Source organism: Rothia sp. HMSC066G07, assembly GCF_001814485.1.
In the GTDB taxonomy this organism is placed as follows: Bacteria; Actinomycetota; Actinomycetes; order Actinomycetales; family Micrococcaceae; genus Rothia.
Genome location: NZ_KV816913.1, coordinates 16,364 through 42,182 on the forward strand (window position 1 = coordinate 16,364; position 25,819 = coordinate 42,182).

Annotated in this window: 20 protein-coding genes and 1 pseudogene; 17 read left to right on the forward strand and 4 right to left on the reverse strand. The window is 59.5% G+C overall.

Annotation, left to right across the window (positions count from 1 at the left end):
* Positions 1-86: 86 nt before the first annotated feature.
* Positions 87-2,792, forward strand: a complete 2,706-nt coding sequence (locus HMPREF2971_RS00165) for a hypothetical protein (RefSeq protein WP_246825002.1) — start codon at positions 87-89, stop codon at positions 2,790-2,792.
* Between the two features lie 41 nt (positions 2,793-2,833).
* Complete coding sequence (locus HMPREF2971_RS00170) at positions 2,834-3,211, forward strand: hypothetical protein (protein WP_052265085.1); 378 nt, start codon at positions 2,834-2,836, stop codon at positions 3,209-3,211.
* Positions 3,212-3,324: 113 nt separating this feature from the next.
* Here HMPREF2971_RS00170 and HMPREF2971_RS00175 read toward each other — a convergent pair whose 3' ends face one another.
* On the reverse strand, positions 3,325-4,590 hold the full coding sequence (locus tag HMPREF2971_RS00175; protein WP_246825003.1) for a serine/threonine-protein kinase: 1,266 nt from the start codon (positions 4,588-4,590) through the stop codon (positions 3,325-3,327).
* A gap of 242 nt (positions 4,591-4,832) precedes the next feature.
* Between HMPREF2971_RS00175 and HMPREF2971_RS00180 the strand changes: the two genes are divergently transcribed.
* From HMPREF2971_RS00180 to HMPREF2971_RS00200, 5 genes are all read left to right on the forward strand, one after another.
* Complete coding sequence (locus HMPREF2971_RS00180) at positions 4,833-5,303, forward strand: DUF4190 domain-containing protein (protein ID WP_070690471.1); 471 nt, start codon at positions 4,833-4,835, stop codon at positions 5,301-5,303.
* Positions 5,304-5,475: 172 nt separating this feature from the next.
* Positions 5,476-6,135: a hypothetical protein gene (locus tag HMPREF2971_RS00185; protein WP_070690473.1), complete on the forward strand. Its 660-nt coding sequence runs from the start codon at positions 5,476-5,478 to the stop codon at positions 6,133-6,135.
* Between the two features lie 306 nt (positions 6,136-6,441).
* Positions 6,442-6,831, forward strand: coding sequence for a hypothetical protein (locus HMPREF2971_RS09160; protein WP_141755840.1), 390 nt, complete (start codon positions 6,442-6,444; stop codon positions 6,829-6,831).
* A gap of 178 nt (positions 6,832-7,009) precedes the next feature.
* Positions 7,010-7,720, forward strand: coding sequence for a hypothetical protein (locus HMPREF2971_RS00195; RefSeq protein WP_070505461.1), 711 nt, complete (start codon positions 7,010-7,012; stop codon positions 7,718-7,720).
* 382 nt (positions 7,721-8,102) lie between these two features.
* Entirely contained in the window at positions 8,103-8,306 is a 204-nt protein-coding gene (locus HMPREF2971_RS00200) for a hypothetical protein (protein ID WP_070690481.1), read from the forward strand.
* Positions 8,307-8,402: 96 nt separating this feature from the next.
* Here HMPREF2971_RS00200 and HMPREF2971_RS00205 read toward each other — a convergent pair whose 3' ends face one another.
* On the reverse strand, positions 8,403-11,420 hold the full coding sequence (locus HMPREF2971_RS00205; RefSeq protein WP_070690483.1) for a choice-of-anchor M domain-containing protein: 3,018 nt from the start codon (positions 11,418-11,420) through the stop codon (positions 8,403-8,405).
* A gap of 274 nt (positions 11,421-11,694) precedes the next feature.
* On the opposite strand from HMPREF2971_RS00205, the gene HMPREF2971_RS00210 reads away from it, so the two are divergent.
* The 6 genes from HMPREF2971_RS00210 to HMPREF2971_RS00235 all read left to right on the forward strand — a co-directional run bounded on the left by HMPREF2971_RS00210 (position 11,695) and on the right by HMPREF2971_RS00235 (position 19,934).
* Positions 11,695-14,019 (forward strand): TIGR03773 family transporter-associated surface protein, encoded by a 2,325-nt coding sequence (locus HMPREF2971_RS00210; RefSeq protein ID WP_070690486.1) that lies wholly within the window; start codon positions 11,695-11,697, stop codon positions 14,017-14,019.
* Positions 14,006-15,757, forward strand: a complete 1,752-nt coding sequence (locus HMPREF2971_RS00215) for an anchored repeat ABC transporter, substrate-binding protein (RefSeq protein WP_070690489.1) — start codon at positions 14,006-14,008, stop codon at positions 15,755-15,757. Before HMPREF2971_RS00210 ends, HMPREF2971_RS00215 begins: the two co-directional genes overlap by 14 nt.
* 93 nt (positions 15,758-15,850) lie before the next feature.
* Positions 15,851-16,933: a TIGR03773 family transporter-associated surface protein gene (locus HMPREF2971_RS00220; protein WP_070690492.1), complete on the forward strand. Its 1,083-nt coding sequence runs from the start codon at positions 15,851-15,853 to the stop codon at positions 16,931-16,933.
* Entirely contained in the window at positions 16,930-17,808 is an 879-nt protein-coding gene (locus tag HMPREF2971_RS00225) for a metal ABC transporter ATP-binding protein (protein ID WP_070505477.1), read from the forward strand. Before HMPREF2971_RS00220 ends, HMPREF2971_RS00225 begins: the two co-directional genes overlap by 4 nt.
* Complete coding sequence (locus tag HMPREF2971_RS00230; protein ID WP_070690495.1) at positions 17,805-18,677, forward strand: anchored repeat-type ABC transporter permease subunit; 873 nt, start codon at positions 17,805-17,807, stop codon at positions 18,675-18,677. The genes HMPREF2971_RS00225 and HMPREF2971_RS00230 overlap by 4 nt, the downstream gene beginning before the upstream one ends.
* Positions 18,678-18,860: 183 nt before the next feature.
* Positions 18,861-19,934, forward strand: a complete 1,074-nt coding sequence (locus tag HMPREF2971_RS00235) for an alcohol dehydrogenase catalytic domain-containing protein (RefSeq protein WP_070690499.1) — start codon at positions 18,861-18,863, stop codon at positions 19,932-19,934.
* Between the two features lie 407 nt (positions 19,935-20,341).
* On the opposite strand, the gene HMPREF2971_RS00245 is transcribed toward HMPREF2971_RS00235, so the two are convergent.
* Both HMPREF2971_RS00245 and HMPREF2971_RS00250 read right to left on the reverse strand, forming a co-directional pair.
* Positions 20,342-21,643 carry an NADH dehydrogenase gene (locus HMPREF2971_RS00245; RefSeq protein ID WP_070690504.1) on the reverse strand — a complete coding sequence of 434 codons (1,302 nt, stop codon included), beginning with the start codon at positions 21,641-21,643 and terminating at the stop codon, positions 20,342-20,344.
* A gap of 290 nt (positions 21,644-21,933) precedes the next feature.
* Positions 21,934-23,499 (reverse strand): MFS transporter, encoded by a 1,566-nt coding sequence (locus HMPREF2971_RS00250; protein WP_070690508.1) that lies wholly within the window; start codon positions 23,497-23,499, stop codon positions 21,934-21,936.
* Between the two features lie 227 nt (positions 23,500-23,726).
* Here HMPREF2971_RS00250 and HMPREF2971_RS09455 point away from each other — a divergent pair.
* The 4 genes and pseudogenes from HMPREF2971_RS09455 to HMPREF2971_RS00265 all read left to right on the forward strand — a co-directional run.
* Positions 23,727-23,855: pseudogene (locus HMPREF2971_RS09455) on the forward strand (TetR/AcrR family transcriptional regulator); the annotation flags it as partial.
* Between the two features lie 54 nt (positions 23,856-23,909).
* Entirely contained in the window at positions 23,910-24,254 is a 345-nt protein-coding gene (locus tag HMPREF2971_RS00255) for a hypothetical protein (RefSeq protein ID WP_246825004.1), read from the forward strand.
* Positions 24,255-24,391: 137 nt separating this feature from the next.
* Positions 24,392-24,712: a putative quinol monooxygenase gene (locus tag HMPREF2971_RS00260; RefSeq protein WP_070690515.1), complete on the forward strand. Its 321-nt coding sequence runs from the start codon at positions 24,392-24,394 to the stop codon at positions 24,710-24,712.
* A gap of 262 nt (positions 24,713-24,974) precedes the next feature.
* Positions 24,975-25,787, forward strand: a complete 813-nt coding sequence (locus tag HMPREF2971_RS00265; protein ID WP_070593869.1) for an NUDIX hydrolase — start codon at positions 24,975-24,977, stop codon at positions 25,785-25,787.
* The last annotated feature ends 32 nt before the right edge of the window (positions 25,788-25,819 follow it).

Sequence of the window (25,819 nt, forward strand, 5' to 3'; positions counted from 1 at the left end):
TCACCAACCACACGAAACGAGAACCCACCACCATGCGCACCTTCCTCATTATTCTCTGGGGCGTTGATGCGTTTGGTGCTCCCGTAGTGACGGTTGAGTCTTATGACCGTTTGGGTCGTCTGGTTCGTCAGCGCCGTGAGTTTGGTGCTCAGATTCCGGAGTCTTTCCGCACCGCGTACATGGACGAGACTGGCGGCTATGAGCTGTCCTACGATTACGATGCTGATGGTCTGCGTACTGAGTTTGTGCACCCTCTGGGTTCGAGCGCTTATGTGTATGATGCTGCTGGCCGCATGGTCAAGCAGACTGACATTACCGCGTACCGTCTGGATGGAACCGCCGTTACCTCTGAGTCTCGCGTGGAGTCTTCTTTCGAGTACAACGCGGTAGATGCGCTGGTGCGTGCGCAGGTGTCTGATTTGGCGGGTACTTGGGTTCGTGAGTTTGGTTACCGTGGTGCGCACATGACCTCTGTGACCGAGCAGCCCGCTGAGGCAGACTCTTCTGAGGCTCTGCACACTGAGATTATTCGTGATGATTTGGGTCGTATTAGCGGTGTGGATTCGCCTGCTGGTCTGGTCATGTACACCTACACTGACGCGCAGATGCTCTCTTCTGCCGTTCGCGGTACTGAGACTCTGCGTTGGACCTATGATGCTGCTGGCGCGCTGGTGTGTGTTGAGTACTTTGATAGCGCCCAGCCGCAGAATGCTTGGGTGAAGGTGCTGGTCACTGATGAGGGTGCCCGCGTTCGCGCAGTATGCCTCTACGGTGTGCAGGATGAGGCGAAGGCCGACTCCCAGTCGGCTGAGTTTGCCTCTGCTGTTGAGGATGCTCAGGCGTGGCTTCCGCAGTGCCCGGATTCCGTGGAGGTTGAGGGCGTTACCCTGGTGCCGGTTTCGACGAGTGTGTTCTCGTATGACGGTAATGATTCGCGTCTTCTGCAGGTTTCTTCGGATGGTTCTGGTTCGTCGTTGACCTATGGTGCGGCTGGGTTTGTGAGCTCGGTGGCGTCGTGGGGTTCTGCTGAGGATTCGGCTGTGTCCTTCTCCCTGTTGTGTGCTTCTACTGATGGTCGTGTGCTTGCTGCCGGTGGTGCGTCTGCTGGTGTACCCGAGTTTGGTGTACCCTCAACCGGTACTGGTGCCGGTGCTGGTGTTGGTTCTGTGGCTGGTTTTGCTGCTTCGGTGATGCACCCGCTGGTGTGGGATGAGAATTCGTTTGTTCCGCGTGTGCTGGGTGTGGGCGGCTCGTCGTTGCCTTCTGTGGGTTCGTTGGTGCCTGGTGCTGGTTCTGGTGCCGGTCTGTTGGATCCGTATGGTTGGGCTTCTTTGGGTGTTGCTGCGCCTGCTGTGCCTTCTGCTCAGGGTGCTTCTGCTGGTGCTACGCCGGTGTTGCCGGATTCGCTGGTTGGTGTTTCTACCGCTTCGGGTGTGGTACTGGGCTCTACCGGTTTTGAGGTGTTGGGTGCCCGCGTGGTGGATTCGCGTGTGGCTCGCTTTACTGCGCCTGATCCTTTGGCTGCGCCGGTGGGTGCTGGTTGGGGTGCTGACCCGTTCTCGCTGGTGGGTGGTAACCCGGTTTCTTTGGTGGATCCGTGGGGTTTGTCGCCGGTATCAATTGAGGAGTTTGAGAAGCAAGCGAGACCTTCTGGTATCGCTGGTTGGGTTAGGAACAACTGGGAGTACGTGGCTGGCGGTGCGATGGTTATTGCCGGTGTTGTAGTTGGTGCTATTGGTACTGGCTTGGGACCTCTGGGTGGTGCCGCATTCGGTGCGGCATCAGGTGCATTGATGGGTGCTGGCATGTCAGTAATCGAGCAGAAAGCTTCCGGCGGAAAGGTTGACTGGTCGAAGGCTGTTAATGAAGCTTGGAAGGGAGCTGTTGCTGGCGCCATAACAGGTTTGGTAACCGGCGGTTTGGGCAATTTAAAGAGACTAGCCGATGGGGTGACGAAGGTCACTCAAGCAGTTGAGAAGGTATCAAAGGCAAAACAGGCCATCTCTGCAATGGCCGGAAAGGTAACCGCCCCAATTGCGGAGGTTACTGCTCCGATTAGGTCTACACTTACCCCTTATGCTCGCAAGTTTGGACAGGAGCTGACCGAAGATAAAATTCTAGAAGATATGGTGAAAGATGGTGTCTCTGGTGGTATAAACAACACAGTTTCATATTATCTGGATGATAATGTGAAGGATAAAAATCCAATGACCGCTTTAGGGATGTTCACCTCTGGCACTTTTGCGTCTACTTTAGGTGCCATGACTGGTGGATTAGTAAAAGCTGGATTTGGAGTCCCCGGATACTATGATTCGAAACGCAGTCCCTTTAAGAATTTGGCGCTGCCAGTTGAAACAGCACCATCGCCATACCAGGTTTCTCTGAATCTGAATTCCTTGAATAAGTCTGATAGTATCCTTGATAATATTGTTCGCGGGTCTACTAATATCCTGCGTGAACCTGTAAATATCATGCGTGATACTCTTATTGATGCTGGCGCTGGAATGGTTAAAAATACATATCAGTATTACTATGATGCAAGCGTGCAGGGTAAGTTAACATCAGGAGAAGAACTTCAAGAAAAGCTTAAAAAAGGATTCGTCAATGACCTATATAAGGGCGCATTGAAGGGAAGTTTAAAGATGAGTCCAGAAGAAGCAAAAAGCGCTCGATTCGATATAATTAACACGGCAAAAAAGACGGGATCTCATGCAAAATCTGGCATTTCAAACGCTTTTGAAAAATCCGGAGAGTTCTTCGATAAGATTGATTTAAATAAATGGGATATTTAATAATTTTCTCTTTTGTTAAAGAATTATGGTAAGGGTATTCAATGGGTGCTAATTATGGCCTTCGTCAAAAAATAATGATGCTCATTCTGCTAATGATTGCTGTATATATGCTTGTCATTCTCCCTCAACAATCACGCGATGACAGTGATGGCATTACTGCCACCTGTACCGTGACCAAGGCCTATTGGGTGCCGCGTGGAGGAATTGTAAGTGGCATGACTGACAACACGCCAAAAGGTCTTTTTGAGACGGAAGAATGCGGCACTCTCACAATGTATGTACCGCCGGAAGGTCGCAAGATTCCCGAGTATGTTGAGACCGTCAAGCCTGGCAAAAAATACCTGTTCCACGTATTAAATTCATCCGACAAAAAGGATCGGGATTTTACTACGACCCGCTTTGAAGAAATCAAGGAATAAGGAATACAAAACCAATAAATAGTCCTATATAATAAAAGCCCTTGGGCTGAGAGATGATCTCTCAGCCCAAGGGCTTTCTTCGTACCAGCGGCTGCTGGCCTAGAGTGCTACCGTTAGCGGGTGATAATCGCGAAATCGCTACTGGACAAGTTCGTGAAATTACCAATCTGCGCGTTCAGGCGGCACTTAGACGTCACCGACAGCGCCGTCACCACCCGCTGATCCTCAGACACCAACACATGCCCCGAACAACCATCCGAAAAACTAATCAACTGAGCATCCGGAGAAATCGCCTGAACCAGCGTCGAAAACTCACCCGTACGCGGCAAAACCATCAACGGATTCAACTCATCCGCACCACTCGGCCACACCGGAACCACAGTCACCGGCAAAACACTCTGATTCACCACACGAGAAGGAACCCGCAACTCAATCGAACGCAAACGCTGAATCGGGTACGCCGTCGAACGAACCTCCCGATCAGAAATAGCCTTCGACGTCTCAGAATCAATACGGTTCAGCCATTCCTCAAAAGCACGCGAATCCTTAAACTCAGCAGACACATTCGCCCGAACCTGCACCACGCCATTAGCCGGGATACTCACCCCAGACAGATTCCACGAACACGGAACATCCACCGCAGTCACACTCGACTGATTCTTCGCCACGCCAGAAGACGCCTGACCGGCATCCCACGTCACCGAAGCACACGAACCACCCTCAACACCGGGAAGCACCTGCAAAATATCGCCCCGAAGAGCCGACTTCTGCGAGGAAAACTCAAACGTCAGGCGGGCACTCTTATCCCGCGGGTTATACGTACCCTCAATACGGGTACCCAAACCACTCGGCAAAGACGCCGAACTACGGCTCGACGCAGACCATGACTCGGCCGTCTTAGGTGAACCCTTACCGCCGTTCAAACCCACAAAGACGAGCACACCCACAAGGATCAGAGAACCCAGGATAGCGCCCCACACCAGCGGGCGGCGCAAGGGCGAACGGGCAGGCTCCTCTTCCTCAACGACCTCATCAGGCACATATGCCGGTTGCTCCACCACAAAAGGAGCCCGGATAACCGTCTCATTCTGCGCCTGACCCAGCGACGGCATGCCCGCACCATACAGCTCCGTGACATTTTGCCCAGGCACCGCAGAAACAGCAGGCTCAGCGCCATGAACCACCGTAGGCGTATAGCCCACAGCACCCGAAGACACCTCAACCCATCGAGGAAGCACCACATCAGTAGCGAAACCCTCAGCCAAAAGACGCAACTTAGCGGCAGCCTCAGCCGCCCCAGGACGCTGAGCCGGGTTCTCCGCCAACATCCCGTGAAGCACCTCAGCCACCTCAGCCGGAATCTGCGGCGACAACTGCACCGCACCACCACGCACCGGAAGAGGACGCGCCGCCACCACCCGCCGGTGAATGGTCGCCCAGTCTTCACCCGGGCCTTGCGTCGAGTTAACTTTTTAGCCACCTAACCCATAGACCATCAAAGTACTCGACAATTCAACTTGTCAGAGCTTTCAAGCACATAGAGTATCCTTGGGAAAGGTACGCCACCTGCAGGTGGTGCGCTTCCGGATATTCACCAACCACATACGAAATGAGGACTTTCATGTCTGAAAACACCCCGCAGCCGGCTGCACCGCAGCAGCCGCAGTTCACCCAGCAGGCACCCGCCGTACAGCCTGCATACGGCGCACCCGTCGAGGCACCGAAAAAGAAGTGGGTGGCAGTAACCGCGTTGGTTCTGGGCATTATTTCCGCTCTGACCGGCATCTTTGTTATTGGTTCGTTCCTGACCATCCCGACCATTGTTTTCGCGGTGATTGCTCTGGTCATGGTCAAGAATGGCACCGGCAAGGGTAAGGGCATGGCGATTGCCGCTCTCGTGCTGGTTTTGGTGGCGTACATTGCTACGTTTGCTTTCTTCCAGATTCGTGCGGCGAACCTTGAGAAGTCTAACCGAGAGGCTCGTGAGGTTATCCAGAAGTGTGAAAACAACGAACCTGGCTACTACATCATCGAGAAGGACGGCAAGCGTTACTGCAACGCTGGCGGCTGGGTCTACGAGATGGATAAGTAAACCGGTTCGTCTGGTCTAGTAACCGATGATGCGATGGGTGGGGCGTTCGTGCGTGCGGCGATGACCGTGCCTGCGAGCGCCCCTCAGCCATATCTTCTGGAGGCACCGCCGCCTAGTTTGGGTGGGGTGCGTGCTCTTCCTATTCACCAACCACACGAAACGAGAACCCACCATGCGCACTTTCCTGATTATCTTCTGGGGTATCTTCGCTGCGTTCACGACAGTGGCGACTTTTTACGTCCTCATCAATTACGAGGTGCAGCGTTGGAAAGATAAACAACGGCAACGTGAGGGTATTTATATTCGACGAGTTACTCGGCTCGAAGCTTTATGCCTGATATTTGTTCCCGTCCCGTCCGCACTAATGGCTTTCTTTCATATTTATATTGAAGAAGAATTCGGCACAGGCAATGAAATACTCTACCTATGCTTGTCACTTGCACTCCTTCCGCTGTTGCGGTACGTGCATGTTGCCTACGTGAAGACCTCCGCCGACGGCATCGAGCAGCGCATCTGGTTCTCCAACCCGACCCGCTACCCTTTCACCGCGATCAACCGTGTCGTGTTCTACAAAGCAGCAAAATATGAAGACGAGGACATGGTGGGGTTCTACGCTAAGTCAGGCACCCAGATTGCGCTGTTTAGCCCGTTGCCTCATAAAAATTACCGGCTTCTGGCGATTGTGCGTTTCAGGATTGAGAACGAGCGTTGGCCTGAGATGGACAACCCAGATGATGTGGCTCAGGTGGACCGTTTGGATTGTGCTGGGAAGACGATGCGCTACTTTGAGAATTTGGGGAAGGTTACTGGCCTTGCCGACGTCTACATGTAACCAACCACCACACTAGGACATTTCATGCTCAGAAAATTTCTTGCCGAAACCGTCACTAATGGCTCTATCGGACTCGACCGCCCCAAAGGCTATATTCCTCTGGGGCAGCGGCAGAAAAAGCCGCTGCTGGCTGTTGTTTGTCTGGATTTTTTCACGCTTTTTGTGTGTTTTTTGGTTCCCCTCTGGATTTCAAAGACGCTTGAAGATTTTATATTTTTCCTCATCTTTGGAAGTATCGTAGGGTCCTGTTTTTGGCTTATGTCCATCCATGTCCACTCTTTCTATATCCAGCAGAATGAGACTTCCGTGAAATGGCGGAACTGGCGATTCAAAACCCGCGAGTTCGACTACAGCAGCATCACCAAAATACACATGCAGGTCAACGGCAAGGGCGGGCACCTACTCATCAGCAGTAGCCAGATGGGGCGCTACCGTCTGGGTTTCAGCCCCGTCTTCTTTGACGCCACCTACATTTACCACATGATTCTCTTCCGCGAGCGCTACGGAATCTGGCCGCCCAAGTACATCCCTGAGCTCTTCGTAGAGTTCGGTGATTACGAGGACATGGACGCCCTGATTAAGGTCCTCTGTTACGCCCGCACGTACGAGATTGGTTCCCCGGAGGCTGGGGAGTACCGACAGATCCCGGAGCACCTGCAGCGCATCCTCGACCGCGCCGCGGCAGAGTCCAAATAGTTGAAAGGGAAATAGCATGAACGCTATCTCTGAAACCTTCAGAATCCTATGGCTAATCTTCCTGTGGTTCTGCTTTAGCTTCATAGCTCTTGCATCTCTAGTGATGGCCGTTATTGGGGTATGGCCTTGGGGTGCGCTGTTCTTCGTTTTAAGCCCTCTGAATCTTGCTTACATAGATATGATTAACGCTGAAAATATTGGCTATAAAGCGACCGGAGGCCTCTTCCACCGCTTCTTTATTTTCGTTTACTCCATCAACGCGGTGGGCTTGATTGTTCTGACGGTTCTGACGGCTTTCGGTGTACTCCAGGGGGACCCGGCTCCGTGGACCCCTGAGACGAACTTTGCTTCCTGGTACATGGTTGGCGGGCTAATCATCGTCGCCTTCCTCATCTACCGCATCGAGCCTAATGATGAGATTCCTGACCTGCTGCGCATGGAGCAGATGAATAGGCGCTCAACCCGTGTGGGCGTTGTGTCGGCGGCTATTTTCACGGTTCTGTGCCTCGTGGTTCCTCTGACTAGTTTCATGACTGCAGGCTATGATCCGGTGGCTCTGGCGGTTGCGCTTTTCCTGGCCCCTGGGTTCCTGCGTGTTGTGCGTGAGGGCCTCTTCTACCTGCAGGGCACCCGCTTTGAGGAGGGATCTGAGGGGTACCGTACCCTGCGTGCCGTGTGTATTGGCGTGGCTGGTTTGGCTGGGTGTATTGCGCTCGGGTATGTGGGCTATTCGCTGGTTCGTCTGGAGTTGCTGCCTGCGCTGTTCTTTGCTGCCTCGGTAGCGATGAATGGGTGGTCGGTGAAGAAGTACATCACCGTGGGTATCACCATTCCCGAGGAGGAAGACGAGGATTCCTCTTCCAATGCCGCTGTTCAGGAGGCGGAGTAAAACATGCTAGATACCATCTTTAGTATCTTCTGGGGAATTATTTTGGTGCTGTCCTTTGCTTCTATCCCCTACATTATTATTAGGTACGAGATTAATCGACGCCAAGATAAGAAAAAGGAAGCACAGGGAATTTTTAATAAGATTGATTTAAAGAAGTGGGACATTTAATGAGATTACCTTTTTCCACTAAGTTATAAATAGGGGAGCCGATGGAAATTAATTATGCTCGCCGCCAAATAATAGGGTTGACCCTTTTGATAATGCTTGCTGTATACATGTTTTTGTTGTTCCTCAACATTTACGTGATGACAGTGATGGCATTACCGCAACCTGTACCGTGACTAAGGCATATTCGGTACCGCGCGGAGGAACAGTAAGCGGCATGAACGATATTAGGCCAACAGGAATTTTCGAGACAGAAGAATGCGGCACTCTCAAAATGATTACTCCTCCGGAAGGTCGCAAGATTCCCGAGTATGTTGAGACCGTCAAGCCTGGCAAAAAATATCTATTCCATGTCGCAAACTCATCACCTAAAAAAGAACGGGATTTTGATATAACCCGCTTTGAAGAAATCAAAGAATAACAACCTCATAAATTAAAAATAAAGCCCCCGCAGCCGAGAGTCATCCTCTCAGCCGCGGGGGCTTCACCGTATCAGCGTGTCCTCACGCGGCGAGCGTTAGGAGGCGCGGCGGCGAGAACGCAACACCATCGCAGTGCCGGCACCAAGCACCAGTGCGCCACCCACAGCCACAGACACCGCACCGAAACCAGTACGCGCCAGGCCGCCCTGCTGGGAGCTGCCAGAAGAAGCAGACACACCGGACTGGCCCAGGGAGCCGCTACCGGTACCACCGCCGGAAACACCACCCGGGTACACGCCGCCAGCAGAACCATCAGCAGAATCAGAGCCCTGTGCATTCACACCACCGGTAGCAGCAGAAGCACCAGCCTGACCGGACTGACCAGACTGCGCGGCACCGGACTGGCCAGCCTGACCGGAACCAGCATTACCGCCAGCACCACCCGGGGTTGCCGAATCAACACGGCGCACACCGCTAAAGTCATCCGACGCAGCGTTCGGGTCCTTCGGCACGGCAGTCTCAAACGAGCACGCATCCGACGCCTTCTTACCCACAGCAACCGCAAGCTGCTGCACCGGGCTATTCACCTCAGTACCATCAGCCAGGGTCGCAGAATAGTGCACGTCAAACATGTACTGGCCGGGCTCAGAGAACACCCAGTTCGCGTGTGCGTGCGTCGCGTAATCAATGTCGATCGTGGTCTTGCCGGTCGTCGAGTCCAGCAGCACATCCGCACCATTCAGCGACTCAGTGAACATGCCGAAGCGTGCACCCTCAGGCATGACCTTCGGCACCACGTGCAGGCGCACGGGGCCGCGCAGCTGCGAGTAGTCAATGTCCTGCGTGTTGTAGCCGGGCCAGGGCAGGCCGCTCTGCTGGGTCTGCGGCAGGCCGTAGAAGGCGGTGCCGACCGGGCCCATGAAGTTCAGCTTCTCGTCAGCCATACGTTCGGTGCGAACACGGCGGGCGTTCTCGCTGACAGTCCACACGACCGAATCGAGCGGGCGCACGGTCGAATCAGCGTCAATGATGCCGCTGTCGTCACGCAGACCCACGGACAGCTGGCGGTCCTTCAGGGTCGCCTGAATGTCCAGGTGGCCGTGCGAAATCTTGGTGCGGCCGTCAATCTGACCGGGCACGCACTGGTGACCCGGGGTTCCGGGGGTGGACGGCTGCGCAGACGGTGCCGGGCTAGTCGGAGCAGGGGCGCTCGGGGTCGGGTTCGCGGGCGCGGGGCTAGACGGTGCCGGAGTGGAGGGCGCCGGAGCAGGTACGCTCGGTTCTGCGGAGGCGGTCGGCACCGCAGGCACGGTCGGAACCTCGCTGGGGGACACCGACGGAACGGTGCTGGGCTCAGCGGTCGGAGCCTCGCTGGGTGCCTCGGAGGGAGCCTCGCTCGGCTCAGCAGAAGGCTCGGCAGAGGGCGCGACGGTAGGCTCAGCGCTCGGCGACGGATTCACCGGAGCAGGCTTCGGCGCATCGCTAATGGGTGCGCTATCGGGAGCCAACGCACCGTGCGCGGTGTACTTGGTGCCCGGCTCGTAGTTCGCCGCAACCTCAGTGGTGGAGGCGGAAGCGTTCATATCCGGGTGGGTCAGCATCTTCACGCGCAGAGCCGTGCCCTTGTAGAACGACTCGTCACGGAAGGTAAAACGCGCCACGCCATCCTCAACGGAGCCTTCCAGGTCGAGGTACGGGTAGACCGGGTCATCCTGGGCGTAGAAGCCGCCACGCATGAAGCCGCGCACCTTCGGGTCCTTGAAGCGGACCTCAACGGTGCTGAAACCGTTGCCGTTCGGGGTGACGGTCACGTCGTAGTCCATGCTGGTCGGCGTGTACTGCTGGGTGCTGAGTACGGTGTTCGCCTGATCCGGGATTTCTTCGGGCCAGGAGCCGTTACCGTCGTCGCTGTACACGCTCTCAGCCTTACCGGGCTCGTAGGTGAGCTTGTGCGAGATCCAGCGGGACGCCTCCGCGCTGTTCGCGTCGGAGGTGTCGGGGGTGAAGACCGCCTGCAGCTGGGAGCCCTCGCTACCGAGCATTTCAGACCAGGTGGCGGTACCATTCACGACCGGCAGGTCGGTCAGGAAGTAGCCGTTGTTGTACAGGGTCAGGGTGCCCTTGAGGTTCTTGTTCGCGGCGGTGAAGATGATGTCGCTGAGCTTGTCGTCGGCGTCCTTGTTCTTAGCCGGGTCAGCGTCCAGGCGGTGCGGTGCCACGGACAGCACGTACTTTGCGGCGTCCAGGTCACCAACGGGCGCCGCATTGTAGCGGTCGACCGTGGGCACGGCGGTGGGGGTGCCGTCACCGAGCACGGGCTGCATGCCGCCAACCTGCCAGACCAGCTTCGACGGCTTGGAGCTGATGATGCGGCCGTCGGTGGAGCGCGCCACGGTGCGGTAGGTGACCACGTAGCGGCCGGGGCGGGTGAAGGTCGTGGTGTTGTGGGTGTGGCTACCCTTGTCGAGCAGCCAGGAGTGCCAGCCGGTGGAGCTGCTGGAGAGCATGCGGTACACGTCGGCGGGGGCGTCGTCCGGGTTGTAGCGGAAGAGCTCCATACGGCCGGGGCCCTCAACGGAGAGAATGTCGGTAGCGAACACGCCGTCACGGAAACGCTCGGTGGGCACCTTCGTGGATGCGCCCAGGCCAGCCCAGATGGGGTCCTGGTTACCGTAGGTCAGGTGCGGTGCCATGTAGAGGGTCTGGCCGGGTTCGCCGAGGAACGCCAGGGAGGGCGAGTCGCCCAGGGTCATGGTGTACTGCGACTTGCCGTCCCTGGTGCTGTAGCCCTTGCCGACCCAGTTGACGGTCTTGTCCAGTTCGTAGGTGTCTGCGCCGGTCTTGTAGGGGTTCGCCTCGTTCATGAGGACGAAGGTGCCGTTCTGCTCGTCCCAGTATGCCTTGGGGGCGTCAACGTGGCCCTTGGTGGTGACGATTTTGCCGTCGTCGGGGCCTGCTGCGGCGGGCAGGGAGGGGGCAGCGCCGGCGAGCGCGAGCAGCGCTGCGGCGGAGAGGAATGCGGCTGCGCGGCGGAGGGCGGGCTTGCCGCCGGGGATGAAGAGTGCGGGGGTGTGTGTGGTGACCCGTCGTTGGGTCTGCTTCTGAGAGCTCATGACAACCTTTCTCATTTTTCTATTTCCTAGGGTAGCTCTTTTGCAAATAATTGTCATTTAGAACCTAAGTGAGTATAGTGATTCTCAGAAACACGTGTGCGCCGAGGCGCGCCCAAAAACGCACACCACGTACATCCACAAAGAGAAAAACACGGCAGAGCGCACCCCGGACGCAGGGGAGAAACCGGCAACAGGCCGCCGGACCCAGCACCGGGCAAGCCCCGAAAGCATCGGGCAACGCGCCAGCCAACGAGCAGTCATCCAAGGAGCCACCATGCAAGGACGCACCAAACCCCTGAGCCTACTCAGCGCAACCACCCTCGGATGCACCCTCGCACTCGGGGCGCCCCTCGCCCTCCCCCAGGTCGGCACCTTCACCGCCGCACAGGCGCAGGAAAACCAGACCGGCGCCCAGGCAGGCACCGAGTCGCGCGGTTACGTCAACTACGAAGGCGACTACGTCATCGCGGGCGTACACACCGAAATACTCAACGCCTTCCTCGACGGCAGCCAGTTCACCCTCGGCACCCTTGCAGACACCGGCCCCGGCCAGCAGGGACGATTCAACCCCGCCCGCACCGTCTTCCACCTGCCCGACGTCGAGGATGCACACACCAAGGTCGTAGCAGGCTACGACTACATTGCCCCCGAAGGCACCGACATCTTCTACATTCCCTCCACCCGCACCCGCGGCCTGCTCTACCCCGGCCTCGGTGCGGAAGGAATCCGCCCCGGCGCGCTCAAGGACAACACCATCAACCTTGAACTCGTGCGCAGCAGCGTACCCGAAGGCGGCCGCGCCGAAGTCTTCACCGAATCCGGCCGCGACAACCCGCGCGTCTTCAGCACCAACGACAAGCTCGCACCGCACACCATCACCTCTGGCGGCCACGAGCACCTCAGCTGGGCATTCACCCGCGAAGGCATCTACCAGCTGACGTTCCGCGCCACCGCAACCCTTGCCGACGGCACCCAGGTCAGCTCCGAGGCAACCTACACCATCGCCGTGGGCACTAACGCTGAGGAAGGCTTCAAGCTCCTGAACGCGCAGAACGCCGCAAAGGAAGCAACCAAGGACGCCACGAGCGAGGCGACCACTACCCCCGAGGCGACTTCCACCGCCACCGAGAGCGCCACCAGCAGCCCCAGCGCATCTACCTCCGCAAGTGCTGAGGCGAGTGCTTCTGCTGAGGCGAGCGCATCCACCGGTATTCGCCGCGTGGATGGATCTGTGAACGGTCAGAACGCCGCGCAGGTGACCGACCCGAACGGTGCAAAAGCGGCGGCGAATGGTGAGCAGGCATCCCAGGGTGGATCCGGTGTAACCGCTATCAGCGGCACCGACAACACCAATAACGGCTCCGACAAGGGCGAAAGCAAGAGTGGCGGCGATAATGGCAGCTCTCGCAGCGTGAAGGGCTCCAACGCCCAGAACGTCACCGCGCCCGGTAACGGCGGCGGCATTACCGGTAACGGTGTGCTGTCCTCCGGCCTGCCCGGCAGCATGAACCAGCAGTGCATCGCCACCGAGGTTCCCGCCGAAGACGCCAAGGGCTCTAAGGACGCTCAGAAGGACAACAAGCAGAGCAACCAGGCAGCCCAGGCACCGACCAGCATCCCCACCCTCGCTGTAGTCAACACCGCCGAGCACAGCGGCCGTGAAGAAGTCACCCACGGTCACTTTGACGTAGGTCCCGTGCTCAACGGCGGCAACCTCACCAGCAGTGTGAAGGACGACCGCACCAGCCCCGCCCGCCACGTCTCCCCCGGCGCACTCGAGTTCGTGCTCAATGACGCCGCGAAGATCAACCTGCCCGCAGGCATGGAGAACATCGCCCCGGCGGGCACCCCCGTGCACATGATCGGCGCAACCCAGCAGCAGGGCGTGCCCTGGCTCGGCTGGAGCACCCAGGACCCCGAACTGCTCAAGCAGCTCGACGGCCCCGTCACCATGAGCCTCAACGGTTTTGAGGGACCCGGCACCATGTCTACTTTCCTCTCCGGCAACTTCGGTTCCGCCGGTCAGCAGGTCTTCGATTCACGTAGCGGCGGCTCCTTCCAGGTGCCCGCAAACACCCACCAGCACAGCAACTGGGTGTTCACCGCTGAGGGACGCTACACCGTGACCATCGGCTGGACTGCACGCCTGAAGAACGGTCAGCAGGTCAGCAGCGAATCGGTTCTGCACTTCACCGTCGGCAACCCCGATAACGCCCCGGCAAGCAACAACGCGCAGGGTGCGGCAGACACCAAGCAGGACGGCGGCAACGCTAACAGCGCTAACGGCGCCAACAACGGCGGCGAGAAGAGCACCGCCAAGAACCCCGTCAACGGCACCGTAGACGAAGCCACCGGCATCGTTACCAAGCCCGACGGATCCAAGGTGCGCATCGTCGGTAAGACCGCCTCCGGTGAGGATTGCGCCCTGACCAGTCAGGAACTCGCGAACGCGCAGAAGGCAGCCGCTGCAGGTAAGCTGCCGAACACCGGTGTGGTCATCGACCCGTTCATGGTCAGCACTTCCATTCTGGCGCTGGCACTCGGTGCCATGATTCTGCGTTCGGCACGCCGAAAGGACCGCAGCGGTGACACCGCATAGCGGGCATACCGGCAAGGGGTCACACGCCTATAGTCGACGCGCCGCCCTCACCCTCGCCTCCCGCATTGCGGCAGGTGCCGGGGTGGGGGCTGGTGCCTTCGCGCTGAGCGGATGCGCCAGCACCGAGAACGCCTCCTCCGACCGGATGCGCGTGGTCGCCACGACCCCGATTCTGGCGGATTTGGCGCAGCAGATTGCCGGCGACCGCGCCAGCGTGCACTCCCTCGTGCCCGCCGGTGCCGACCCACACTCGTACGAGCCGAGCCTGCGCGATATCCGCGATGTCGCCTACGCCCGTTGCGCCCTGACGAACGGCCTGCTGCTGGAGCAGCGTAAGCTCTCCAAAATGGTTGAGGCGAACCTGCCCGCCGGGGTCGTGTCCGTGGCTGTTGCGGAGAAAATCGAGCAGTACGGCGGCAAGCTGGAAGCCATTGTTGAGGATGCCTCCCTGGACTCCATCTGGCTGGGTTTGCGCGTTGAGGAGGGCGGGCAGAACGAGTCTGCCCCCGCCGATTCTTCGGAGGCCGGCATGCGCTTTGAGGTGCAGAGCGTGCGGGCGCGCACCGCCACCGATTCGTCGAATGCGCAGTTGGCGGCGTTTATTACGCAGACCTTCGGCGCGGTGGAGATGCTGTGCGATTCGCATGCGCGCGGCGTGAACCTCACCCGTGAGGGGGACACCGCGATCCGCACCGGCAATATGGGTTCGCTGGAGCTTCCGTTGCAGGCGCATACGCACCTGTCGTGGGCGTTTAGTGATGCCGGCGAGTACGCCATTGAGCTGAGCGCCACCGCGGTCAATGCGCCGGAGTCGGTGCGTTCTTCGCGCGGCACCCTGTACTGCGCGGTCGGTCGTGACCCGCAACAGCTGGTGGACCGTCTGGCGAAGGAACAGAACGTTTCTGTCTCGGACATCAAGGTTCTTTCTGCAGGTCACGCCGATATTACGGCACGTACCGGCGACGGCAGGCTCGTGCTTCGCGCGGATTCCTCCCAGGGCGCCGTAGAGTACGAACTGAACCGCACCGTGGTCGCGGTCCCCTCCCGCACCCTGCAGGAGGTGCCCGCCGGCGGTAGCTACCGTTTCCTGCGTTCGGGTGCTTCGGAGCATCGCGGTCAGGTGTATCTGCTGGCTCAGGCGGTTCTGGGCAAGCACGTGCACGGCGAAATCGACCCGCATATTTGGCATTCGGTGCCGAACGCGAAGGCGAGCGTGCAGGTCATTCGTGACGCACTCATCTCCGCCGACCCGGAGGGTGCGAGCGAGTACGCGACCCGCACCGAGCAGGTCATGAAGGAGCTTGATGCCCTGGACGCTCAGCTGCGTCAGGTGTACGGGGGTCTGCCGGAGTCGGCACGCAACCTGGTCACCACGCACGACGGCTACCGCTACCTGGCGAGCACCTACGGGCTGCACATTGCCGGTTTTGTGAGTGCCAGCGCCAGCGGCGAGCCGAGTATTCAGCAGCGTCAGCGTCTGCGCCGCACGGTCGAGGATCTGAAGGTTCCGGCGATTTATCTGGATAAGTCCACGGCGATGCGTTCACCGGTGCTCACGGAGCTGGCTCGGGAGGCTCAGGTGCGTACTGGGGTGCTCTATTCGGACACCCTGGATGCGCAGGCTCCTCACTACGCGCAGATGATGTTGGCGAATGCTCACACGATTGCACTGTGCTCTGGCAATGGCTCTGGCGGCGATTCTTCGGGTGCTAGTTGCTCGGAGGCAAGCACCTCATAACCCGGTTCTAAGCTACCCACAAGCTCATATAGCCGTATCAGCATATAGATAATCTTTCACACACCGTTTCGGTCATGATCCAAGGAAGTCCTCATGATGAACTCAACCACCCCCTCCCGCCCCTCGCGTAGCCGCGCCCTGCCCGCCCTGGCTCTGGGCGCCAGCCTCATGCTCGCACCCCTGGGTGTGGCACACGCGGAGACCACCCCGGCAACCGCTGAGAGCGCCTCGGCTCAGCCGAGCGACAGCAACCTCAGCCGCGGCGAGCGTGCCCTCACCCAGACCCTGTCGGCGGAGCAGCCGGTCGCATCCGGCCGTACCGAAATTTCCGCCGGTCACGTGGATATGGGTCCTCGTTTCAACAACGGCAAGTTTGAGCTCATGCTCCACGACGACCACGGCGAAACCCCCGTCTGGCGCAGCCTGGACGAGGTCATCTACCGCGGTAGCGACCAGGCGATCCTTGAGGTGCCGAACGACCCGCGCTACTCCTTCGTGGGTGCGCCCGCCGGCTCTAAGGTGTACGTCATTCCGCAGACCGAAACTAAGGGCGTGATTTGGCCGGGTTGGAACACTCAGGATCCGCAGCTGGTGTCCAAGCTGAACCGCGGCGTGAACCTGACCCTGGAGCAGGTGAGCGGCCCCGGCACGTTCAGCCTGTACCTGGAGAACGGCAACTTCTCGGCACCGCAGGTGCTGTGGTCCTCGACCAAGAGTGAGCCGCAGAAGCTGTGGGTGGAGAAGAACACTCACACCCACGCGAACTGGGTGTTCACCGCTCCCGGCGAGTACCTGCTGAAGGTTACCGCGAGCGCTGAGCTGTCTGACGGTTCGACCGTGTCTGATACCCGCTACCTGAAGTTTGCGGTGGGTGATTCCGCGAGCGCTGATGCCCTGTACGCGATGGAGGCGCAGGCGCGCGGTTCCTCGGGTTCGGCTTCTGCTACTTCTCAGGCCGCCGGTACCCAGGCGTCCGGTACTCAGGCGTCCGGTTCTTCTTCTGCCGCCGCAGCGAGCGATCAGAGCGGTTTCCGTGCTGAGTTCACGATTTCCTGGAGTCCTATTGTCGCTGGCATCGTGGTCGTGGTGGGCGTGGGCGCATTCATCGTCTCCCGGCGTCGCCGCTCCTCCGCGCAGCGTGAGGCTCTGGATGAAGTGCGCGGTGACCGTTCGTGAGCGCATCGGTAACAGCAGGTACTGAGCCTGTCCTAGAGATTTCAAACCTGTACGCCGGCTACGCGCGCCGTTCCATCCTCAAGGATCTGTCCCTGACCCTGGAGCGCGGCGAGTTTGCGGGTCTGATTGGTGCTAATGGTGCCGGTAAGACCACACTGCTGCGCACCATTTTGGGTCTGATTCGCCCGGCGTCCGGTCAGGTTCGGGTGCTGGGTGAGTCGCCGCGTGTGGCGCGTGCGCATATTGGTTATGTGCCGCAGAAGCACCAGTTCCAGTGGGATTTTCCGCTGACCGTTAAGGACACGGTGATGACCGGTCGCGTGCGTGAGATTGGGTTCTTCCGCCGCCCGGCGAAGAAGGATTGGGTTCAGGTTTTTTCGGCGATGGAACGCACCGATGTTCTGCACCTGCAGGACGCTTCCATTGCGGAGCTTTCGGGTGGCCAGCGTCAGCGAGTGCTACTTGCACGCGCCCTGGCGGCGAACCCCTCCCTGCTACTGCTGGATGAGCCGTTTACGGGCGTGGATGCCCCCACCCAGACCACTCTGACTCGCCTGTACCGTGAGTTGGCGGGCGAGGGCATCACGATTCTGATGTCTACGCATGACATGCTGGCGGCGCGTGAGTCCTGCTCGCGTCTGTGCGGTGTGCGCGGCAATATTCACCTGGATGGTCCGGCGGACTCCTTTAGCCTGGAGCAGCTGCATACGTGGTTGCACGGTCACGATATTGAGGAGGCACAGGGCCACGCCCGCACGGGCTTCACCTGTGCCGGTGGTGCGTTGGATGAGTACGGCCACGAGCTGCCGGATTCCTGCGCTTCTGATCATTCTCTCTCCCCCGCCCATACTGCTTCTACCGGGGGTGCCCGTTGATTACTCCTATCGATTTTCTGGCCGATCTGTTCAACCCGTCCCTGGCCTTCCTTCCGCGCGCCCTGGCTGCGGTGCTGCTAGCCTCGGTGGTGACGGGTGTGGTGGGTTGCCACGTGATGATGCGCGGCATGGTCTTCATCGGCGATGCGGTGGCGCACTCGGTGTTCCCGGGCCTTGCGGTGGCGTTCGTGCTGGGCGGCAACCTGATGGTGGGCGGCCTGACCGCGGGCGTGGTAACGGCTATTCTGGTGGCTATTTTCAGCCAGAATCAGCGGCTGCGCGAGGATTCGGTCATCGGCATTTTCTTCGCCGCCTCTTTTGCGCTGGGCATTGTGATTATTTCCTTGGCGCCGGGCTATTCGGGGTCGGTGCAGGATTTCTTGTTCGGCTCGATTGTGGGTGTTTCGAATGAGGACATCACCAACGCCGCAATCATGGGCGCCGTGATTCTGCTGGTGCTGTGGCTGTTCCACCGGCAGATTGTGACGGTCAGCCTGGACCGCGAGAGTGCCCGCGCGATGGGCCTGCCGGTGCTTGCCCTGGATATTGTGCTGTACGTTCTGGTGACCATTTCTGTGGTGCTGGGCCTACAGACCCTCGGTAACGTGCTGGTGCTGGCGCTTCTGGTGATTCCGGCGTCGGCAGCGCGCCTGGCGTGCCGCCGACTGGGGTCGATGATGGTGTTCTCGCCGGTGTTCGGCGGTATCTGTTCGATTGTTGGCCTGTACCTGTCCTGGGCGTTTAACCTGCCGACCGGTGGCACGATTGTGCTGTCGATGGTGGCGGCTTTTGTGCTGGTCTGGGCCGTGACGGCGGTTCGTTCTCGAGCGCGCGCCCAGCTCAAGCAGAGCTCGGAGGCAGCGGCTTAAGCCTTCAAGAGGCCCCATGCTTAAGCCTTAAGAACCAAAGAGAACACTCCGTGTAATAAAGACGCTTAATTTAACACTCCCTGTTTAATGAAAGTACAACCTATCAAACACTTCTTATAGGTTGATATCGGCAGTGATAACGTCATCGCTACCCCTTACATGAACTTCAACGGAGGAGTCAGCATGAAAGCGTATGTTTACCACGGCCCCGACCAGAAGGGCGCCTGGGAAGAAGTGCCGAACCCCACCATCCTCGAGCCCACGGACGTCATCGCACGCGTGGACACCACCACCATCTGCGGTACCGACCTGCACATCCTCAAGGGCGACTGCCCCGAGGTGGAGCACGGGCGCATCCTCGGCCACGAGGCTGTCGGCACCATCACCGAGGTGGGCTCCGCGGTAACCGATTTGAAGGTCGGCGACCGCATCATCATTCCGGCCGTGACCAACTGCGGTAAGTGCTCGTACTGTAAGGCGAACCAGCCTTCGCACTGCCAGACCGTCGGCGGCGTCGGCTGGATTTTCGGTTACATGATTGACGGCACCCAGGCTGAGTACGTGCGTGTTCCCTACGCAGAGACCTCGGTTCACCTGGTTCCGGAGGGTCTGACCGATGAGGACGTCCTCTTCCTCACCGACGCGCTACCCACCGGATTTGAGATGGGTATTCTCAACGGCAACACCAAGCCCGGCGATACCGTCGCCGTGATTGGTGCGGGCCCGGTGGGCCTGGGCGCGATTATGACCGCTAACCTCTGCGGTGCCGGCCGCGTCATCACCGTCGACTTCGACGGGAACCGCATGAACAAGGCACTGGAGCTGGGCGCAACCGATAAGGTCAACGCGGGCGACCCGGACTTCATCGAGAAGATTAAGGCCCTCTCCCCCGACGGCCTGGGCGTAGACGTCGCTATCGAGGCCGTGGGCGTTCCGCTGACCTTCGAGACCTGCACCAAGATTGTTCGCCCCTACGGCAACATCGCGAACGCCGGCGTGCACGGCAAGCCCGTTGAGCTGCCGCTGAACACCATGTGGATTTCTAACGTGAACATCAACATGGGCCTGGTCAACTGCAACACCGTGGGCAACCTGCTGAACATGGTTCGCTCCGGCCGCCTGAACGCCAAGGCCATGGCGACGCACCATTTCTCCTTCGACCAGTTCGAGGAGGCCTACGACGTCTTCGGGCACGCAACCGAGCACAACGCGGTCAAGGTTGTTATCGCTCGCGAGGACGCCCCCACGCCTCGATAGGCACGCATACCGTCAAGGTCCCGGAACTCCTGTGTTGAGTGTGGGGTTCCGGTGGGATGGTTCATGACACCGTGAACGTCCCTCGATGCGCCCCCGGGTGAGAAAGGGTAGGACTCACCCGGGGAGCGGATCCCCCGTCCGCGGTAGCGGACGGCTCGAAAGACGTGATGCGCCCGCCGGCTACCCGGCGAGATGGCCGGTACGATGCACGACGAGCGCATCGATAGGCTCTTCTGGAACGCGCGGTACCTCCGATTTCGCGCGCACCCGAAGAGAATAAAGAAAAGGGTCGTACGCTTACGGTTCAACGGCGAACTCGTAGGCTGCGACCCTTTTCTCATGCCCGGATTCCGGCGCTGCGGGGATTTTCTGTACTCCGGGGTTTTTCTGTGTTCCGGGCGGGCTATTTAGTTTTTGGGCTTCTCAGCGCCGGGTTCCTCACTGGCGGCATCGTGCGAGATGCGGGTGAACGCCTCCGTGGGGTCGTCTGCCCCGGATACGGCAACTGCTGCGGCGGAGGGTTCGGTGGCACTTCCGGTGACGGGCTCGGTGGGTGCATCAGCCGGATCCTCGGCAGGCGCTTCAACGGGCACCTCCGCAACGATGGGCTCCTCCGAGATAGACGCCTCCGGAGCCTTCTGCATATCCTCCTGCTTATCCTGAGCCGGAGTCTCTACGGGCTGCCCAGAAACACCCTGCTCAGTAGCTACCGGCTCACCGTGCGCGGAATCCTTCTGCTCATCCTTGTGCGCGTCCTTATGTTCGAGCGTGTAGATGATGCGTGGTTCCAGACGCTCGAAGCCAATCTTGGAACGCACCCAGTTCACGAAGCGGTCGATGCGGTCCTCCGCCTCGGTAGTTTCAACAACCCGGTAGTTACGCGGCAGCATCACGCTATCGCTGAGCACACGCGGGTACTCGTCGATCTCCTGGATACCCGCCATGTACATATTTTCGCGGAACTGGTGGGCGAACTCCTGCTGACCAAGGAACAGCTGGTCGGCGTAGGTTTTAGCCGCCAGGCGCTCGCTGTAGGCGTGGGCCGAGTCGCGGGAGTTCTTCTTGGACCCGTAAATATCCCAGAAGTAGAAGTACACGTTGTTCGCGATAATGGCCGAGATGATGCGGTTCTGCAGGATGACGAGGGCGCCCACGGCGGCCGCGCCCAGGATGAGGAGTATCACGGCCAGCGGGGAGAGCGCAAAGTCAGACAGGTCACCACGGTGGTTCGTAAAGAGGCCAATCAGGTAGGCGATGGTGACCACGATGATGGGCACACCGATGAAAATCACGGCCAGCGGAACCCAAATGTACAGCAGGGCACGCAGAATCAGGCGGTAGTAGCTAATCGAGTCGCCCATCTGGATGGGGGTGGGCTTGACCGAGGAGTGGGCGCGCTTCATGAGCAGGCTGAAGATACGGTTGCTATCGATGCCGACCTTACGCAGCTTCGATTCTAGGGAGGCGCGCTTGAGGAAGACCCGGTAATTCTCCAGGACGACGCGCTGATCGGAGGTCAGCTCATCGGCGGGCGGCAGGGCGCTAATTTCCATGCCGGCTTCGGTGAGGAGCTTGCTCCACAGTTCCAGTCGCGCCAGCTCGGAGGGCTTTGCCGCCGCCTGCGCCTGATAGTTCTTATAGGAGATGAAGATGGTGCTGGCACCGATCAGCAGGGTGATGAAGGGTGCAATCCAGTCTTTGAGTCCCATTCCGGCCTTTCTCGTTGAACGCGTATACCGGGGTTTCGGTCGCCCCGAGTTCCGCGCGCACGCGGACCGGGCGTTGCCTCGGGTGCAATATCTTCCGGGTTCTACCGTACCACCCGCACCTGTGACCGGCTGTGCGCGGGCTGGAAAATCCGCATGACTGGTCGGCGGTTCGCGCGGCGCCCCCGGGGCGGCACCTCCGGGTAACGCAACGCCGCCCGCGCCGGCTTCCGAAGAAGGCCGGGGCGGGCGGCGGACCCATGACGAACGGGGGCGATATTAGTGTTCTGCGTTTAGTGTTCTGCGGGCTTCATTTCGCGCGGTGCCTTGCGGATCATGAAGTAGCTAATGACGGCCATAACACCCATGAGCACGGCGCTGAATGCGGAGCTCAGCACCACGCCGGAGTCGAAGGCAGCGAATGCGGAGGAGAGCAGCTGGTTCGCCTGCTCGCCACCCACCTGGCTTGCGACCGTCACGGCACCGCCGAGGGTTTCGTGGGCGTGGTCGGCGAGAGTCTCATCCAGGCCGTCGGGTACAACCACATTTGCGCGGTAGACGGCGGTGAGCATGCCACCAATGATGACGGTGCCGAGCACCGTACCTGTCTCGTAGGAGGTCTCCGAGATCGCGGATGCCGCACCAGCCTTACGCGGCGGCACGCTGGAGAGCATCAGGTCGTTCGAAATGGTCTGCGCAATACCGATGCCGGTACCGAGCACGATGAAGATCAGGATAATGACCACGTCGCTGTGCGCACCCAGGAAGGCGAGCACCGCGAACGCGGCAGCGTGGAGCGCCAGACCGAAAGACACCACCTGCGCCGGGTGGAAATGCACCGCCACGCGCGCAATCACCAGACCGGCGATAATGATCGCCAGGGTACCGGGAATCAGCAGCATACCGGCGTACATGGGCGGCAGACCGGAGACCAACTGCAGGTGCTGGGAGGCGAAGTAGATGAAGCCAACGTCCACCATCATGGAGATGAGGTTTGCGGTAATCGCGCCGGTGAACACGGTGTTGCGGAAGAGGCGCACATCCAGCATGGGCTGAATATCGTTCTTCTCGCGGTTGAGCTGACGCAGCACGAACAGGACAATGAAGCACAGGCCGGCAAGGATGGTGCTGATAGCCACCGCATCGAACCCGGTTTCGGAGGTGTGAGTCAGACCGAAGGTAATGCCGGTCATGCCGGTCATAATCAGCAGGATGCTCAGCGGATCCACCGGGCTGGGGTTCGGGTCCTTCGACTCGGGAACCATAATCGGGGCGAGAATCAGCAGAGGAATCAGAATCGGCACAGCGAGCAGGAACACCGAACCCCAGTCGAAGTGCTCCAGCAGGAAACCACCCACAATCGGGCCCAGCGCCGCACCCGCCGAGAAGCCCGAAGCCCACACGGCAATAGCGATGCGGCGCTCGGTCGCATCCACAAAGATATTGCGAATAATCGACAGGGTTGCCGGCATGAGCATGGCGCCAAAAATGCCAAGCAGGGCGCGGGCAACCACGAGCATCAGCGCGGAGGGCGCGAATGCCGCGAGCGCAGAGATTGCCGCGAAGCCGGTCGAGCCGATGAGCAGCAGCTTGCGGCGACCGATGCGGTCACCGATAGCGCCCATGGGCACGAGCAGGGCGGAGAGCACCAGGGAGTAGGAGTCAACGATCCACAGCTGCTCCGCGGAGGAGGGGCTCAGCGCCTTAGCGATTGCGGGCACCGCGAAGGCAAGCACTGTGTTGTCGATGGAGACCAGGAGCACCGGGAGCATGAGCACACCGAGTGCCGCCCAGCGCTTGGTCTTCTGGTCGGGGGCGTGAATGGGCAGAGCCGTGGTGTGCGGATTGTGATTCGTCATGGGTTGTTTTCGTGCGTCTATAAGGTGTCGGCTGATGCGGCGGACGCGGCGGCATCAGCTCGGCCTGTCTTTTGGGCTAGGTCTTTTAGTGAGGTTTTAGGGGTCCGGACGGGGCCATAAAAGAAGATTAACTATACCAACTGGACGGTATAGTTTCAAGCGGTTAGACTGGTACCCATGACCACCCCAACCACCGCAAACAGCGCGCCAACAACTCCCGCGAACACATCCTCGACACCTACGTCGACCTGCTGATTCGCTCGGGAGAACGCGCCGCAACCCTCGACGCCGTCGCCACCGCCGCCAAGGTTTCCAAGGGCGGGCTACTCTACCACTTCGCCTCCAAGAAGGCGCTACTTGAGGCGCTCGCAGAACGCACCCTCACCCTGGCTAAAGAGGACTTCGCGGCAATGGAGCAGGCGCCCGAGGGCGCAAGCGCCTACTACATCAATTCCTCCACGCCGGATAACACCCCGTTCGACCGTGCCCTCATTGCTCTCAGCCGCCTGGCGCAGAGCAATAATGAGCTCGCCCAGCAGACCATGGCACGCGTGCAGGAGGGCTGGCATGCGCTCGTCCTCGCGGAGATTGGTGACGAGCAGATTGCCCGCGCCGTGCTGCTTTTGGGTGACGGCATGTACTACAACGCGGCGTTCTGGGGCGACTCCGCCAGTCCACAGAGGGCAGCCGCCATCACGGCAGACCGTGCAGCGCTGGAGCGCGCCCTGCAGGTTCTCAAGGCTGCGGCTCACTAAATCTACACAAGCCGCTCGATGCAGCGGTTAAAGCCACAAGCTAAAACCGCCGCCTCAGACCGTATTCTTCAGCGCCGGCGAGCACCCAGGACTTAAACTGGAAGAGTACGTAACCGCTCTTCAACCAAGGAGTTCCAATGATTTTCATTGCTGTCAAGTTCCCCGTCAAGCCCGAATACGCTGACCAGTGGATCGAGAAGACCCGCGCTTTCACCGAGGCAACCCGCGCCGAGGAAGGCAACAAGTTCTTCGAGTGGTCCCGCAGCGTTGAGGACCCGAATGAGTTCGTTCTGCTCGAGGCTTTCAACGACGACGCAGCTGGCTCGCACGTGAACTCTGACCACTTCCAGCAGGCCATGAAGGACATGCGTCCGCTGCTAACTGCAACCCCGAAGATTATTTCTCGCCTGATCGACGGCGACGACTGGGAAGCAATGGGCGAGCTGCAGATCGACTAATCTGCACCCCCGACATGCACCCTAGAATTGCATAGTTAGACGTTGCATAAGTAGACGCTGGAGCGCCTCTCCTGCCTGTTCTATTGGGCAGGCAGGAGAGGCGCTTTGGCGTGTCCGGTACCTGAACTTTTCCCCTTGACACGACGCGGATGGTACCGGTTTTCGACTCAGCGGGTGCCTTGCGTGCATTTTTACCCTATTAACCCCTTAAAATGGGTAGAGTATGCACACCTATCGATACCCATTCGCACAGGAGGCCTGAATGAGCATCGCATCCCAGCCTCTTCCCGGCGCAGTCGCCACTGAAGAGCACAACGACGTGGACCACACCTCTGTATCTCTCGCTGTCTCAACCGTGATTCTAGCTTTGCGTCCCAAGGAAAACGAGACCCACCCGACCCTGTGGCTGCCGCTGGTTCGCCGCCTCCGCGAGCCCTATAAGGGTCAGTGGGCGCTTCCTGGCGGTCCACTCAACCCGAACCTTTCTCTGGAAGAGGCTGCCGCTTCGACCCTGAAGCGCGCCACCAACCTCCAGCCCGGCTATCTGGAGCAGCTCTACGCATTCGGTGACGTTCTGCGCACTCCCGAGGCGCGCGCCGCCCGCGTTGTGGGTGAACCCGACCCGGCGCCCGGCGCTGATCACGAGCGCGTGGTTTCTGTGGTGTACTGGGCATCGATTCCCGCCACCGAGGTTGCGAACACTCGCGTGCACGAGAACATCCGCTGGTTCCCGGTGGATGAGCTGCCCGAGCTCGCCTTCGACCACAACGAAATCATTGAGTACGCGCTCTACCGCCTGCAGAACAAGGTGGAGTACTCGCGTATTGCGCACTCTTTCTTGGGTGAGGAATTCACCCTGGCGCAGCTGCGTGAGGTGTACGAGGCAATTCTGGGCCGCACCCTGGATCCGGCGAACTTCCGCCGCCAGATTGCGGCATCGAAGTCGATTATTGACACCGGCCGCCGCGTGGAGGGCACCCGTCACCGCCCGCCGCGCCTGTACCGTTACAACGACGCTCAGGCGTACGCGGATGCGGGCCCGCTGGGTATGTACCGTGAGCGCCACGAGGCGTAATAGCGTTTCGCGCGTTGTACGCGCGCAGATTT

Excerpts from the sequence above, each read along its gene's own strand:
- HMPREF2971_RS00235 (WP_070690499.1), top strand. The coding sequence starts at position 18,861 with ATGAAAGCGTATGTTTACCACGGCCCCGACCAGAAGGGCGCCTGGGAA.
- HMPREF2971_RS00245 (WP_070690504.1), bottom strand. The coding sequence starts at position 21,643 with ATGGGACTCAAAGACTGGATTGCACCCTTCATCACCCTGCTGATCGGT.
- HMPREF2971_RS00200 (WP_070690481.1), top strand. The coding sequence starts at position 8,103 with ATGAACGATATTAGGCCAACAGGAATTTTCGAGACAGAAGAATGCGGC.
- HMPREF2971_RS00210 (WP_070690486.1), top strand. The coding sequence starts at position 11,695 with ATGCAAGGACGCACCAAACCCCTGAGCCTACTCAGCGCAACCACCCTC.
- HMPREF2971_RS00195 (WP_070505461.1), top strand. The coding sequence starts at position 7,010 with ATGATTAACGCTGAAAATATTGGCTATAAAGCGACCGGAGGCCTCTTC.
- HMPREF2971_RS00205 (WP_070690483.1), bottom strand. The coding sequence starts at position 11,420 with ATGAGCTCTCAGAAGCAGACCCAACGACGGGTCACCACACACACCCCC.
- HMPREF2971_RS00260 (WP_070690515.1), top strand. The coding sequence starts at position 24,392 with ATGATTTTCATTGCTGTCAAGTTCCCCGTCAAGCCCGAATACGCTGAC.
- HMPREF2971_RS00220 (WP_070690492.1), top strand. The coding sequence starts at position 15,851 with ATGATGAACTCAACCACCCCCTCCCGCCCCTCGCGTAGCCGCGCCCTG.
- HMPREF2971_RS00180 (WP_070690471.1), top strand. The coding sequence starts at position 4,833 with ATGTCTGAAAACACCCCGCAGCCGGCTGCACCGCAGCAGCCGCAGTTC.
- HMPREF2971_RS00265 (WP_070593869.1), top strand. The coding sequence starts at position 24,975 with ATGAGCATCGCATCCCAGCCTCTTCCCGGCGCAGTCGCCACTGAAGAG.
- HMPREF2971_RS00250 (WP_070690508.1), bottom strand. The coding sequence starts at position 23,499 with ATGACGAATCACAATCCGCACACCACGGCTCTGCCCATTCACGCCCCC.
- HMPREF2971_RS00255 (WP_246825004.1), top strand. The coding sequence starts at position 23,910 with ATGGAGCAGGCGCCCGAGGGCGCAAGCGCCTACTACATCAATTCCTCC.
- HMPREF2971_RS00170 (WP_052265085.1), top strand. The coding sequence starts at position 2,834 with ATGGGTGCTAATTATGGCCTTCGTCAAAAAATAATGATGCTCATTCTG.
- HMPREF2971_RS00185 (WP_070690473.1), top strand. The coding sequence starts at position 5,476 with ATGCGCACTTTCCTGATTATCTTCTGGGGTATCTTCGCTGCGTTCACG.